A 14,118-nucleotide genomic window follows, 5' to 3' on the forward strand; every position below is an offset into this window, starting at 1 on the left:
GCCTACCTGAACAGATCGAGCTTGTTCTTTACCCTCAGCGTGCGGAACGCACCGAAGGAGACGGCGACAAGCAGGACAACCCCCTCAATCAGCGGCTGCAGCAGCGGGTCGATGTCGAGGATGCGGAAATAGAACGAGATGACGCGCAGGATCATGGCGCCGACGATGCTGCCGATGGCGCTGCCGATGCCGCCGAGCAGAGAGGTGCCGCCGAGCACGACGGCGGCGATCGAGTTCAGCGTATAGGCGCCGGCCTGCTGGATGTCGGCATTGCCCGATGACGTCTGGATCGCGAGATAGAGCCCGCCACAGGCGGCGAAGAACCCGCCGATGGTGAAGGCCGCGATCTTGGCGCGGTGAATTGGAAGCCCGGACATGAAGGCCGGGCCTTCCGCCGATCCGATGGCATAGACGGTCCGTCCCGTGACCGAGCGGCGGAAGGGCACCCAGACCAGGATCGCGATCAGGGCCACCAGAATGACCGGGACGGGGATGTTCGCAATGGGGCGCAGCCACCAGGCATTGCCGCCGTCGGCAAGGCCGTAGGTTTCGGCGAAATCGAAGACCGAGTTGGTCAGCGCCCAGTTGAGATCACCGTCCACGTCGCCGCCGGGTTTGGGTCGCACCAGCAGGGCAAGGCCGATGGCGATCGCGCCGGTGGCAAGGGTCGCGATGATCGGCTGGATGCGGCCATAGACGACGATCAGGCCGTTCATCAGGCCGAAGGCTGTTCCCGACAAAAGCGTCAGCACCATGCCGAACAGGATCTCGGCCGGCGAGCCGTTCACCAGGTGCGAGGCAATGCAGCTCGTCAGGGTCATGACGGCGCCGACGGAAAGGTCGAGCCCGCCCAGAAGCACGGGCAGCGTCTGCGCCATGGCGACGAAGGCAATCGCCGCCGTCTCGTTCGCATTCTGGACCGCGACGGCGGAGGAAAACCCCCGCGGATGCAGTATGTTGTAGCTTATGTAGAGAACGGTCAGCAGCAACAACGCGCTGGCAAACCCGACATTCTGCAGCAGCCATCTTTTCCAGTTCACAGCGTGCATCATGCGGCCTCGACGTCGATGTTGAGGGAGGCTGCGACCAGGCTTTCCTCGGTGATGGCGTCGCCCTCCTGTTCGCTGACGACCCGCCCGTCGTAAAGGACAGAGACCCGGTCGCAACAGCCGATCAGCTCCGCGTAGTCGGATGAATAGAACAGGATCGCCTTGCCTTCATTGGCAAGTGCGCGCATCAGCCGGTAGATCTCCTGCTTGGTGCCGACATCGATGCCGCGGGTTGGATCGTTGAGCAGGATGATGTCGGGATCGATCATCAGCCATTTGGCGATGACGACCTTCTGCTGATTGCCGCCGGAGAGCGTCATTACCGGATCATCTGCCGATCCGATCTTGATCTGGAGTTTCCTGAGGCCGTCCTCGACCGCGTGGCGGGCAAGAGCGGGATCGATGAAGGGCCCGCGCGAGATTTTCCCATAAGAAGCGGCGAGCAGATTGTCGGAGATCGGCATGCCGAGCATCAGGCCTTCGGTCTTGCGGTCTTCGGGCACGAGCGCCATGCGTGTCGTCGCGGATTTGGCCCCGGCCGGAGAGGAGGGGATGCCCTTGCGCTCGCCGATGGTGACATCGCCGTCCACATCCCGGAGCGCGCCGAAGAGGGCAAGCAGCAATTCCTTTTGCCCCTGGCCGTCGAGGCCACCCAGGCCGACGATCTCGCCCCGGCAGACGGAGAGGTCGACGCCGTTCAGCTTGTTTTCCCATTTGAGTCCCTGCACCTTCAACAGGGGCGTGCCACGCTCGTCCGCAGACGTCAGCGGTGGCTTGGGCGGGAACTGGGCTTCCACATCGCGCCCGATCATCAGGTGCACGATCTCGCGCTCGCTTTTTTCGCCCTTGGAGAAGGTTTCGATGTGCTGGCCGTTGCGGAAGACGGAGAGGGTGTCGCACAGGGCATCCACCTCATGCATCCGGTGGGAAATGAACAGGCTCGCCACGCCTTCGGCCTTGAGTTCCGCTAGAAGGTCGTAAACGGTCTGAACGTCGCGAGAGGTCAGGGCCGAGGTGGCCTCGTCCAGGATCAGGACCTTCGGCTTGCGGCCGAGCGCCTTGGCGATTTCCACCATCTGGCGTCGCGACAGGGACAGTTCGCGCACCAGCGACCGTGGATCGACATCCTCGCAGCGGACCCGGGCAAGCAGCTCCTCGGCGCGTGCGACCTGGGCGCGGCCGTCGATCAGTCCGAACCGGCGCGGCGGATCGGAAATGCAAATGTTGTCGGCCACCGACAGGTCGGGGATCAGCGACAGTTCCTGGAACATGCAAACGATGCCGGCGCGGTTGGCGGCATCGGGTGTTGGAAAGGTAACCGGCTTTCCCTCCAGGCGGATTTCACCCGCATCGGGCTGAAGCACGCCCGACATGATCTTGATGAGGGTGGATTTCCCGGCCCCGTTTTCACCCAGGATGGCATGGATGGATCCGGGCGAGCAGGCGAAATCGACATTCTCCAGGGCCCGGATGCCGGCGAAGAATTTCGAAATGCCGCGATATTCGACGATGGCGTCGCTCATGCGTGCGTTCTCACCGGTGCAAAACCGGTTCCCGATCGTTGAGAAGAAATGGCCCCGGGAAGGACCCCGGGGCCGGGTTGGGCGTGATGCGCCGCTTATTTCACGTCGGCTTCGGACTGGGACATGATCGCCGGTCCGGAGATGTTCACGCCGCAGGGCGGAAACTCGTTGACGGTGAAGAAATTGTCCGGCAGGTCGGTCCAGAAGTTCACACCGTCCTTGAGTTCCGTGTAATCGGCGACCGGCAGGGGGACGGAGATGAGCTGGGGCATGACGTTGCCCTCGAGCGCGGAGATGGCCGCCTTCATGGAGATCGCCACCAGTCCCGGGGACTGCCCGATGGAAATGCCCTTCAGGCCCTTGTCGGCATATTTGGCGACCAGCTTGCGGTAGCCGTTTTCCGATTCTCCGGCGATCGGGACCATCGGGTGTTCCGCATCGAGCATCGCCTGGACCACGCCCGTCGTGCCGCCCTGGGCAATCACGGCGTCGAACGCGCCATGGACCGCAATGGCGTCGGCACTGACTTTCTGCGCGGTGCCGTCATCCCAGTTGCCGACCACCTGGATCACTTCCCAGTCGCCGCCGGACGCATCGAGAACCTCATGGATACCGAGGGACCGGTCCCGGTCGACCGAGTTGCCCGGCAGACCGCGCACTTCCAGGATCTTGCCGGAGGTCTTGCCTTCCGCCTTCAGTTCCTTGAGCACGAAGTTCGCCCAGGTCTTCCCCATGGCCAGCTGGTCTTCGTTCACCTGCATGACCTTGTCGGTGTCGAGCACGTTGTCGAAGGGCACGATGACCACGTTGTTCTTGTCGGCGAGCCGGATGACGCGGTCGAAGCCGTCAGGCGAAACGGCGATGGTGACGATGGCGTCGTAGCCCTGGTTGATGAAATCCTCGATGGCGCCGAGCTGCGCCGGGGCATCTGTACCGGTGGAGACGACCTTGAATTCCTTGATCTTGTCCTTGACCGAGGGGTCTTCGGCGAAGGCCTTCGCGGTCTTGATCATCTGGATGCGCCAGGTGTTGCCGACGAAGCCGTTCACCACGGCGATGCGGTAGGGACCGGGCTTGGCATCCCATTGAAAGAATTTGGTCTCGCTGGACCAGGGCTTGAAGCATTGCGGGTCGGCGCCCGGACCGGAGACGGACTTCGGACCGGCAAGCGCCATATGTGCAGACAGGGCAAAGACAGCCACTGCCGTTGACAGTTTCAGTAGTGCTTTCATCGCTATTCCTCCCACGTGTCGCGCCGTTTCGCGGTTTCCTCCAGCGGGGCCGACGCCACCCGCTTCCGCGTTTGCAAATCACTCGTGAAACCGGCCGCCTCCCGCGGCCGTCAGGCAATCGCCTCCATCTCGTCGTTGAAATTCCGGAAGCCGGTCATGAGGTGGGTCCGCAGCCTGTACTGGAACGCCAGGCGGTCCCGGGCGCTCAGGGCCTCCAGCACACCCTCATGTTCGGAAAAGGTTTCGGTCTTGAAAGTCCGCCGGGTCTTGCCTTTCTGCATGATGCGCAGGATGACCGGCTTCATGACCTTGTAGACGTCCAGGATCGCGGCATTGTCGAGGATCGACACGAGCCGCACATGAAAGGCGAAATCGATCTCGGAGGCTTCCTGAAGATCGTGATTTTCGGAAAGCTGCCCGTTGATCCGGTGCAGGTCATCGAGATCGAGATCGGTCAGCCGGTTGAAGATCTGCTCCACGGACCCGACTTCCAGCAGATCGCGAAACGCCTGGACGTCCTGGAAGGTCTTGCGGGACACCTCCATGGTGTTGAAGGAAAACAGCTCGAAGGCGCGTGACATGCGGTTGTCGGTGATGGTCGCGCCGATTTTCGGACGGACATCCGCAAGGCCGTAGGCCTTCAGGATGCGCATGGCCTCGCGCACCGTGTTGCGGCTGGCATTGAATTGCGCGCAGAGTTCACGCTCGGTGGGAAGATTGTCGCCGACTTTCAGCCCGGCTTCCGCGATGAGTTCGCGTATCTGTCGGACCACCGCATCGACGGCAGACCCGTTTGCCGGATCTGTTCCAAGCGACACGATGCTCTCGTCCGTATTCAGCGCCATCCCGATACCCTGCTGGCCTGGTTGGGCCAGTTTCAGCCTATTTGTTGGACCAAGATTCGTAAGACCGCTTTCCAACCCTGTCAACATTGCGGAGCATTACAATTCTGATGCGGTGCAAAATGGCTGTTCTCAGATATCTAAATGCATTTAAATACGGGGTGATGGGGAATTCCTCTTTAAGTTGAGATGCTTGACCGGTGCTTTGAATTGCGTTTATTTGTCCGACCAAATGTCGTCCAACAATGCACGATGGGTGCGCGGGTTGTGGTCATGCCGGTGACCACAGCCGGCCGGATGCGCTTCAGGGAGAATTGAATGGCTTTCTTTCCGCATGAGCAGGACAAGGACGGGGTCTTTGTCGGGCGTATCTGGTCACCGGCTTTCGGGGGACCCTCGGTCGTCACGATCCGGGACGGTCAGGTGTTGGACATCACCTCGAAGGCGGTACCGCTTGTCTCCGATATCTGCGATATGGATGATCCGGCAGCCTATGTGCGCGAGGCGCCGGGGCATTCGGTCGGGACACTCGAAGAGATCGCGGCGAACCGACCCGGAGATCTGTCGCGGCCGCATTTTCTGGCACCGTGCGATCTGCAGGCGGTCAAGGCCTGCGGGGTAACGTTCGCCTCATCCATGGTGGAGCGGGTGATCGAGGAAAAGGCGGCCGGCGACCCGGCGAAGGCGCTCGAAATCCGCGACCGCGTGGGCGATGCGATTGGTGTTTCGCTTCGTGATATCCGGGCAGGTTCCGAAGAAGCAGCTAAGGTCAAGGAGGCCCTGATCGCCGAAGGCCTGTGGAGCCAATACCTGGAGGTCGGTATCGGGCCGGATGCGGAGGTGTTCTCCAAGGCTCAGGCCCTGTCTTCCATGGGCCCTGGCGCGGACGTCGGGCTGCACCCGATCTCACGGTGGAACAACCCAGAACCGGAGATCGTGCTGGCGGTCTCCTCGAAAGGCCGGATCGTCGGTGCGACGCTAGGCAACGACGTCAACCTGCGCGATGTGGAAGGACGGTCGGCGTTGCTCCTGTCCAAGGCCAAGGACAACAACGCGAGCTGCGCCATCGGACCGATGTTCCGCCTGTTCGATGGAGGCTTCACCCTCGACGACGTGCGTGCCGCCGAACTGGAGCTGACGGTGACAGGCGAGGACGGTTTCATCCTCGACGGTCATTCATCGATGAAGGAAATCAGCCGTGATCCGGAGGATCTGGTGGCGCAGGCGATCGGCCGCCATCACCAGTACCCGGACGGCCTTGTGTTGTTCCTCGGGACTTTGTTCGCGCCGACCAAGGACCGGGACGAGCCGGGCGGTGGCTTCACTCACAAGCTCGGCGATGTGGTCCGGATTTCATCGCCGGGCCTCGGGTATCTTGAGAATACCGTGCGGCTGTCGACGGAATGTCCGGAATGGACCTTTGGTGCGCGGGCGCTGATGCGCAATCTCGCTGCCCGGCAGCTTTTGTGAATGCGCAGCTGACCTTGAAGGTCAGTATTCCTTTTCGAAGAAAATGCCGGCCTTGGACGAGCCGTCGGCGCCTGCTTCACCGCGGGCGCGGAGATGCTTGGTGACGTCGATGTCGATGGTGACCCGGCTGGACCCTTCCTGGGTGCCCTGTTGAACGCCGACCGAGACCTTGTCGCCAAGCCGCTTGCTGACTTCCGCGGTGGTGTTGTTGTTCTCGTCGGTGGTGATGTTGATGCTGTCGACGCCGAGGCTCTTGCGCAGGTTTTCCAGCGGGCTTGCGCCGCCGAGCGTCGCGACCGCGCCCGCAAGCTGGGCGACCTGGGCCGCCGACAGGCTTGAGAGGTTCTGGCCGAAGAGGAGCAAAGCCAGCACTTCCTCCTGCGGATAGGCCGGCGAGGAGGTGAACGAAACGTCGGGATCCGAAGCGTTCCCCTCGATGCCGACCGTGATCGTCGTGCCGCTTGCCGTCGTCGTGGCGGCAAAGTCGAGCAGCGGATCGAAGCTGCCGAGGAAGGTGATCCGGCCCTTGGTCAGCGTCAGCAGACGGGACAGGATGGAAAGCGTACCGTTTTTCAGCGTGAAGGCGCCGGTCGTCACCGGATTGGCGGAGGTGCCGGAAATCCTGATACGCCCACCGAGTTCCACCTGAAGACCGCGGCCGCGTACGAAGATCTGCCCCGGCGCATTGACGTCGAGGTCGAGTGCTACGCCGCCGCCTGAAGACTTGCTGCCGGTTTCGGCCGTCAGGCTCGCCGTCTGCCGGGCGACGTCCTGAGGTGCGTTGATATGCTTGACGTCGACCGGGGCAAGCGTCGTCGCAAGCGAACTCGGGATGGTGATGTCGGCCCTTTGAATGAGGATACTGCCGCCGATTTTGGGCATGACCGCGAGGTCGCCGCTCAGTGTCAGGTCTGCGGTGAGTTTGGCGGTGACAATCCGGCCGTCGGTGTAGGTGCCGTCGTTGATTTTCAGGTTGAGGTTTGCCGGAAGTGACCCTCCCAGCCCGATGCTGCCGGAAGCGGACAGAGTGCCGCCCGCGCCGATGGTTCCGGTGAGGCTGGTGATCTCGATGCGGGTCGTGTCGATCTTGGCCGTGGCCGCGATCGACTTGACCACCAGGCCGGTGTTCAGGCTAACCGCGGTGGCGTCGCGGGTGGTGACCTGGCCGCTGAACGCGGGCTTGGCGGTCGTGCCGCCGATCTTCAGGTCGACGGCCGCCGCGCCGTCGAGGCGCAGTCCCGATTGGGTGAGGGCGCGCTGGGCAAGCGCGAAAGGCAGGTTGCCGGTCACGGTCATGTTCATGGCCTTGGAACCGGAGATCTGAACTGACCCTTCCGCGGTCAACCGACCGTCAGAACCGACGCTCAGGATGCTTTTATGGGTGACAGTCTCATTGGAAAAACGGCCGTCGCTCTTGAGATCGGCGCCGGGCAGGCCGAAGCCGGAAAGGGCGGAGGTTTCGAGGCCTTTCCAGGCCATCGACCACGCGGCGACGGGAGAGGCGGGCGTGCCGGAGACATCGACCTTGCCAGTGATCGTGCCGCCGAAGCGCATGCCAGGTGCTGCCAGGTCCGCCAATTCGGCGGGAACCTTTTCAAGGCCGAGTTTGATATCCAGCTTGTCGCCGACCGTCCCGGCGACAGTGGCCTTGCCGGAGCCGAGCAGCAGCGTCACCTGCTCCAGGGCGATTGGACCCTCGTTTGGCAGGACGACGCGCGCGGGCGATGCCAGGCTTGTTTCCTGCCCCTGGTAGAGGCCTTTGGCCTTGTTCAGGGTCACGGCTATGCCGTCCGCCGTCTGGCCGATCTGGCCGGCGAGCGAAAGCTTGCCGCCGTCCAGCAGGGCGTCGGTTTCGAAATCGGTGCCATTGGCTGTGCCAGAGGCCTTGGCGGTGAGCTGTTCCACCATCGTTCCGCCGGCAACGATATTGGAGGCGGTCAGCGTGCCGCCGATATGCGGCGTGTTCAGGAAGTCGGCGATCGTTGCTTTGAGGTCTGCCTGTCCGAGGGTCGCGGCATCGCTGACGATCTTCCTGGCTGTGGCGCTTACACGGGCAACGGGCACGCCGCTTTCGCTGGAAAGATCGATGGTCGCGTCAAGCGCGCCTGCGAGCTTCTGCAGGAGCAGGGGCGCAATTTCGGCCAGGTCCGGCAAGGTGACTGCGAGCGATCCGGACGGCGTCCCATCGCCATCAAGGGCCAGCGCTCCGGTGATCCGGCTCTGACCGGTCGTGAGTTCGATGTCATCGACGCGGCGGGTGCCGGTTTCATCGGAGGAAAATCCGGCATGCCCGGTGAGCGGCTGATCCCGGAAGGTCGCTCCGATGTCGATGGTGCCGGCCGGTTTGGTGAGCGAAGCGGTCAGGTCGGCGGAGGCTGTCAGATCCTTCACCGGCTCGCCCTGCATGGTGAGGTGCTTGGCGGTCAGGCGCGCGGTCACCTTCGGTGCTTCGATCGGTCCGTCAGCGGAGACCTCGAGATTTGCGCTACCGGTTAGCACGGGATCGAGCAGGGCAAGGTCTGCCAGGGCCGCGGTGGTCGTCGCTTCTATGTTCTTGAGATCGGACTGGCCGGTGATGGTCAGGTCCAGGCCCTTTGCGGCCAGGTGCAGATCATCGGCGGACAGCGTGCCGTCCTTGTCCCTGGAGAGGCTTCCGGTCAGGGTGGTGCGCCCCTGAAAGAGTTTGTCGGCGCGGGGATCGCCCAGGACGAGATCCATCCCGGTGCCGTCGATCTCCACGGTGGCGGATCCGGATTGCGGCTCGGCCTGGACCTTGAAGCCGGCCGACAGGGACCCGGCAAGATCCCGGCCCGCGAGCGCGGACAATGCGGCAAGATCGCCGAGCATCAGCTTGGCGTCCGCATTGGCTTCCTCAGGCGCGAAAAGACCGGTCAGGGACGCCTGCAGCGCCGGGTTGTTGATGGCGAGCGCCTTGACGTCGACCCAGTTGCCGGCTCCGGCGATGAGTTCGGCCGTTGCCCGGGTCGAGCCGGTAAAGGCATCGAAGCGGGGATCGCTTAACGAACTGATATCGGCGACAAGATCGACGGTGGCGGGAACCTTGAGCGTTGCCGTGACCAGATTTGCGTCCTGGCCGTTGGCGGTGACGGCAACCGACGCCATGGTGCCGTGCCGGCTGGCGAGGTTCCGCCCGTTGATCTCGGCACTCCAGTCGGCTTTCTCCGGCTTGCCGCTCGCCTTGGCCGTCAGGGTCAGCTCGGATGCGGAGAGCGTATCGTCGCCGAACGTCAGGGAGACCGGTGTTTTCAAGCGGGCCGAGACATTGGCCGAAAGCGTTTCCGGTGTTTCCCGGCCATCCGCCGAGAGGGCGAAGGCTGCGGTCTCTGCGTCGACCCGCAGGTTCTGCGGTTTGAAATCCTGGCCGAAGGCCACGGTTCCCTTCGCCTGCGTGGCGCCGGCGAAAAGTGGCCGGACAGCCTCGGGTGTCAAAGGTTCGAGCTGACCGGCAAGATCGAAATCCAGGTGGCGGGTGACGGCTCCGTTCGTCGTGGTTTCCGTAAGTCCGGCCTGACCGGTCACGGTCTGAACACCGTCCAGGGCAATGGCGAGGTCTGCTGCCCAGTTCTGAAGCGGGCCGTCTCCTTTCAGCGAAACGTCCAGTGCCGGAAGTTCGCTGACGTCGAGCAATCGGGCGAGCAGGCCGCCGCGTGGTTCGCTCGCCGAAAAATCCAGTTTGAGGCTTTGCGTCTCCGGAAGGTAACCGACCGCAGCCGTCAGGCTCCCCGCCTTGTCGTCGTCCCGCCGGATCTTTGCGCTTGCTTCAAGGCCCATGGTCGCGGCATCGAAGGCGAAGGCCCCGTCGGCGGTCAGACGCACTGGCGTTCCGGCGATCTCCGGGGCAAGGCTGATGTCACGGACCAGCAGCCTGCCGATTGTGATGTCGATAGGAAGGGCGGGCACGGAGGCCGAGGATGTCTCCTGCTCCGTTTCAGAGGTTGCCGGCACGGGCTTGCGGTCGACCGCCACACTGGCGATACCGATGCTGTCGATGGAGAGGCGCGCGCCCAGCAGCGCCAGCGGGTGCCACTTGGCATCGATGCCGGTTACCTGAAGCCACGGACCTTCGCTGTCGGAAACGCGGACGCTGTCCAGGCGCAGGTCTCCGCCCCAGCTGAGCATGGGCGGGCTGATCTCGACGGTCATATCCGGACCGGAGAGCGCGCTGTTCGCCACAGAGGCGATCAGCCGACCGCCGGGGCCGGTGTGCAGGAGAGCGATGGCCGCGAATGCCAGCACGACAACGACAGCCAGGGCCCTGACCAGGATTTTCAAGAATCGGCGCATGACCTACAGTTAGAGCGAGAATTGCGGTTTAAAAGCGGTGTTTACGGGAATCCGGTCAAAACGCCTGGCTGAGGCCGACATAGATCGCGAAATCCGGATCGTCCTTGTCCGGCGCAAGGGGGACAGCGACGTCGAGACGCAAAGGTCCGATCGGCGAGAAGTACCGGAGGCCTGCGCCGACGCCGACCTTGAGTTCCTCCGAGAAGTCCGGGAACTGGCTGCTGTAGGCGGCCCCGGCATCGACGAAACCGACGGCACCGAAGCTTTCCGTGATCCGGGTTCTGATCTCGGTGGAGGTTTCGAAGAAGCTGCGTCCGCCGATGACCTCGCCGGAAACGCGCGGACCGACGTTGCGATAGGCGTAGCCGCGAACGGATCCGCCGCCGCCGACATAGTACCTGCGAGACGGTGCGACATCGCTGAGGCTCGGCGTCAGGATGCTGCCGCCGGCGACACGGTTGGCGAGGATGAAGCGGTCGGATCCGCTCAGCGACCAATAGGTCGACAGGCTTGCCTTGGTGAAGGCCATGAAGCCGCCGGTTTCCGCATCATAGGCCGGTTCGGCATGGAAAGTGGCGCGAAGGCCTCGGGTCGGATTCAGGATGTTGTCCCGGGTGTCGTAGGCAATGTCGCCGAAAACGCCGAACAGGGCGTAATGGTCCGGGCCGAGCACGTCGGTTTCCCGGCTGTATTCGAACTCCGTTCCGACCGCGTAGGTCAGTTTGTCGGTCGGCGTGTTCGTCAGCTTCATGCTGCCGAAGACCGCGCGGCTTTCATAGGCCTCGGGATTTTCGCGCTTGGCACCGACGGTCGCGCTGAAACTGGTGGCCGGACCGAAGACGCCGGGCTTGGTGAAGACGACCTGCGTGGAATATTCCATGTCGCCGTAGTCGCCGTTGACGATACGTCCGACGGAACCCTCGAGGCTGAGCGTTTCGCCGGCGCCGAACAGGTTCCGGTGCCGCCAGTAGGCTTCGAGGCCGATCCCGTCAACGCTCGATATGGTGCCGCCGCCGCCGATAACGTGACGTTTGCGTTCGGCGACCTCGATCGTGATCGGCAGGTTGCCAGCGCTGTCGAGACGATCCGCCTCGATCACCCGGACGCTGGCGAAGATGCCGAGATCGCGCAGGCGTTTGGCGGCGCGGCGCAGGATCGCCGGGTCATAGCGGCTGCCCGGGTCGATCTCCGCCTGGCGAATGATGAAATCCGTCTTGGTTTTTTTCTGTCCCTGGACCGTGACATGGCCGAAAGTCGCGGCAGGGCCGGGGTTAGCCGAAATCGTCACGTCGAGCCGATTGCTGGCATGGTCGGCGACTACGGAGCGGTCGGCGATTTTGGCCAGCGGATAGCCCTGATCCTTCAGGTCGGCGACGATCCTGCTTTCGGTCTGGAGGATCTTGTCCGACAGGGCCGGTGCGCCGGGCACAAGACCGTACTTGGCCGGATCGAGCGTTGCCGCCGGCGTGCCATCGGAGGCCAGCTGGCGGATGGAGACGGTGCCGAAATGGAACTGCGGTCCGGTGACGACATGGATGACGACCGGAACCGGGGTGCCCGCGCGCCGGTTGACCTCTCCCGCCTCGACCGCCGCCTGAAGCGGCCTGCCGGCGATGTCGATATTCACCGTGCCGCCGTAGAGACCCTTGACGTAGAGCAACGCGATCAGCTGTTGCTGGTCGCCCAAGGCTCTGGAAATAAGGCCCGGCGAGCCCGATGGCGGGGTGTCCTGCTGCTGGATCAGCTGGGAGGTTTCCAGGAGGGACTTTTCCAGGTCCTTGTCGCCGCCGGAAACCGTCAGCGTGGCCGCATAGGGCAGGGGATCGGGAACCTCGTTGACCACTTCGGGCTTGTCGCCTTCGAAGAAGCGGAAACCGAAGACTTCGAACGCCTGGGCGGAAGGCGCACTTATCCACCCGCCGCAGAAAATCACTGCGATGGCCAAAACCGTCGAAGAGGTTTTGTCGGCGCGGCTTTTACGCGCACGCCCCTGCAGACGTTTCATGCCGTCGAACACGCAACTCCAAACACATGCGTTGATCTCGCCGAAGCCCGATGATCGGCTTCCTACCGGCGTGATAACCATCCCAACGCAATTTTAAACAAGAAATCTATACTGAAGTAATAACCGCCATGCCAGTGGCCGTCCCGGTCCGAAAATTCCCGGAACGGCGTTTAATGGCGGAGTTCTGCGGTGTTGCGGCGCGATATGGTCAGATTTCCGGAGGAAGAAGTTTTCCCGGATTCATAATATTCTGCGGATCGAGCGCTTTTTTTATCGCATGCATGGCCGAAATCTGGGTCGGCTCCTTGAGTTTCTTCATCACCTGCAGCTTGCTCTGGCCGATTCCATGTTCGGCGCTGAAGGATCCGTTCAGCCGGACCAGGGCGTCGTAGGCGATGGTGCCGGCTTTTTCCAGCGGCAGCTCTTCCCAGACGCAGCCCTCCGCGGCCGCGAGAGCGTAATGCAGGTTGCCGTCGCCCAGATGGCCGACGGTCAGCGGCAGGAAGCCCATTTCCCGGGTCGCCGTGTCGATCTCCTCGACGAAGGCCGCAATCTTCGCCAGCGGCAGGGAAATATCGAGATGGTAGGACGGGCCGAACTGCGTAATCGCCTCCAGGGTCGATTCACGCATACGCCACAGGTCCCGGCGCTGCTGTTCTGAGCGGGCCAGCATGGCGTCGAGGACATGGCCTTCCTCGATCAGGTCTGCAAGGATGTCCATCAGATCGTTCTGGAAGCGGATCGAGCCGTCGTCCATGATCTGCGCGTCGGCCGTACGGCTGGAGGCCACTTCCAGCAGGATCCCGGTCTCGGCCGGTTCCCGGAGCGGCGGACGCATGTCGGGAAAGGTATCCAGGATCACGTCGACCGTTTGCTTGGGCATGTATTCGAAGGCTTCGACCGCGCCGCCGGTCCGGTCCTGGATGGTGTTCAGGACCCCGATCGCGGCGTCCATTGACGTGACCGACAGGAAGGCGGTCGCGCGGGCTCCCGGCTCGGGGAACAGCTTGAACACGGCCGCGGTAATGATGCCGAGCGTTCCCTCCGCTCCGATCAGCAGGTCCTTGAGGTCGTAGCCGGTGTTGTCCTTGCGCAGACCCGTCAGGGCGTTGATGACGGAGCCGTCGGGCAGGACGGCCTCGATGCCGAGGCACAGTTCGCGCGTGTTGCCGTAGCGCACGACGTTGGAGCCGCCCGCGTTGGTGGAGAGATTGCCGCCGATGGTGCAGCTTCCCTTGGCGCCGAACATCAGCGGGAAGATCAAGCCATGTTCCAGCGCGCGTTCATGCAGGGTTTCCAGGATGACACCGGCTTCCGCCACGACCGTCCGGCCTTCCGGATCGAGCGAGCGGATGGCGTTCATGCGGGTGAGGGACAAGATCACCGAAGGCTGTCCGGCAATCGGTACGCCGCCGCCGCACAGGCCGGTCCGTCCACCTTGCGGCACGACGGCGACGCCGGTCGCCGCACACAGTTTGACGATGGCGGCAATGTCATTCGTGTTTGCGGGGCGCACAACGGCGATGGCCTCACCCTCGTGCTGCTGCGTCCAGTCCGTGGTGTAGCTGGCCGTGTCCGAGGCTTGCGTCAGGACGTTTTCCGCTCCGACAATGTCCCGGAGCCGAAAGGTCAGGAGATCCGAGGTGGCTGAATCCATTGGGTTCGACATTGTCGGAACGCACTCCATGCTGT

At 63.2% G+C, this 14,118-nt stretch carries 8 protein-coding genes; 1 reads left to right on the top strand and 7 read right to left on the bottom strand.

Annotated elements, in window-relative coordinates; genetic code table 11:
- Window positions 1–2: 2 nt before the first annotated feature.
- The 4 genes from ABIN98_RS04200 to ABIN98_RS04215 all read right to left on the bottom strand — a co-directional run bounded on the left by ABIN98_RS04200 (window position 3) and on the right by ABIN98_RS04215 (window position 4,649).
- Window positions 3–1,052: an ABC transporter permease gene (locus tag ABIN98_RS04200; protein ID WP_346907678.1), complete on the bottom strand. Its 1,050-nt coding sequence runs from the start codon at window positions 1,050–1,052 to the stop codon at window positions 3–5.
- On the bottom strand, window positions 1,049–2,572 hold the full coding sequence (locus ABIN98_RS04205; protein ID WP_346907680.1) for a sugar ABC transporter ATP-binding protein: 1,524 nt from the start codon (window positions 2,570–2,572) through the stop codon (window positions 1,049–1,051). Before ABIN98_RS04205 ends, ABIN98_RS04200 begins: the two co-directional genes overlap by 4 nt.
- A 95-nt stretch (window positions 2,573–2,667) precedes the next feature.
- Window positions 2,668–3,804 carry a sugar ABC transporter substrate-binding protein gene (locus ABIN98_RS04210; RefSeq protein ID WP_346907682.1) on the bottom strand — a complete coding sequence of 379 codons (1,137 nt, stop codon included), beginning with the start codon at window positions 3,802–3,804 and terminating at the stop codon, window positions 2,668–2,670.
- 110 nt (window positions 3,805–3,914) lie between these two features.
- Window positions 3,915–4,649, bottom strand: a complete 735-nt coding sequence (locus tag ABIN98_RS04215; protein WP_346907684.1) for an FCD domain-containing protein — start codon at window positions 4,647–4,649, stop codon at window positions 3,915–3,917.
- 315 nt (window positions 4,650–4,964) lie between these two features.
- Here ABIN98_RS04215 and ABIN98_RS04220 point away from each other — a divergent pair, with 315 nt between their 5' ends.
- The gene (locus tag ABIN98_RS04220) at window positions 4,965–6,116 is read left to right on the top strand and encodes a fumarylacetoacetate hydrolase family protein (protein ID WP_346907686.1); all 1,152 of its coding nucleotides are present in this window, start codon (window positions 4,965–4,967) and stop codon (window positions 6,114–6,116) included.
- A gap of 21 nt (window positions 6,117–6,137) precedes the next feature.
- Here ABIN98_RS04220 and ABIN98_RS04225 read toward each other — a convergent pair whose 3' ends face one another.
- From ABIN98_RS04225 to ABIN98_RS04235, 3 genes are all read right to left on the bottom strand, one after another.
- Complete coding sequence (locus tag ABIN98_RS04225; protein ID WP_346907688.1) at window positions 6,138–10,409, bottom strand: translocation/assembly module TamB domain-containing protein; 4,272 nt, start codon at window positions 10,407–10,409, stop codon at window positions 6,138–6,140.
- Window positions 10,410–10,476: 67 nt separating this feature from the next.
- Window positions 10,477–12,426 (bottom strand): autotransporter assembly complex family protein, encoded by a 1,950-nt coding sequence (locus ABIN98_RS04230; RefSeq protein ID WP_346907690.1) that lies wholly within the window; start codon window positions 12,424–12,426, stop codon window positions 10,477–10,479.
- Between the two features lie 208 nt (window positions 12,427–12,634).
- On the bottom strand, window positions 12,635–14,083 hold the full coding sequence (locus ABIN98_RS04235; protein ID WP_394701422.1) for an FAD-binding oxidoreductase: 1,449 nt from the start codon (window positions 14,081–14,083) through the stop codon (window positions 12,635–12,637).
- Between the last annotated feature and the right edge of the window lie 35 nt (window positions 14,084–14,118).

It is taken from the genome of uncultured Roseibium sp. (assembly GCF_963675095.2).
GTDB lineage: Bacteria > Pseudomonadota > Alphaproteobacteria > Rhizobiales > Stappiaceae > Roseibium.

Coding starts and splice junctions, on each gene's coding strand:
- ABIN98_RS04200 (WP_346907678.1), bottom strand. CDS start 1,052: ATGATGCACGCTGTGAACTGGAAAAGATGGCTGCTGCAGAATGTCGGG.
- ABIN98_RS04205 (WP_346907680.1), bottom strand. CDS start 2,572: ATGAGCGACGCCATCGTCGAATATCGCGGCATTTCGAAATTCTTCGCC.
- ABIN98_RS04210 (WP_346907682.1), bottom strand. CDS start 3,804: ATGAAAGCACTACTGAAACTGTCAACGGCAGTGGCTGTCTTTGCCCTG.
- ABIN98_RS04215 (WP_346907684.1), bottom strand. CDS start 4,649: ATGGCGCTGAATACGGACGAGAGCATCGTGTCGCTTGGAACAGATCCG.
- ABIN98_RS04220 (WP_346907686.1), top strand. CDS start 4,965: ATGGCTTTCTTTCCGCATGAGCAGGACAAGGACGGGGTCTTTGTCGGG.
- ABIN98_RS04230 (WP_346907690.1), bottom strand. CDS start 12,426: ATGAAACGTCTGCAGGGGCGTGCGCGTAAAAGCCGCGCCGACAAAACC.
- ABIN98_RS04235 (WP_394701422.1), bottom strand. CDS start 14,083: ATGGATTCAGCCACCTCGGATCTCCTGACCTTTCGGCTCCGGGACATT.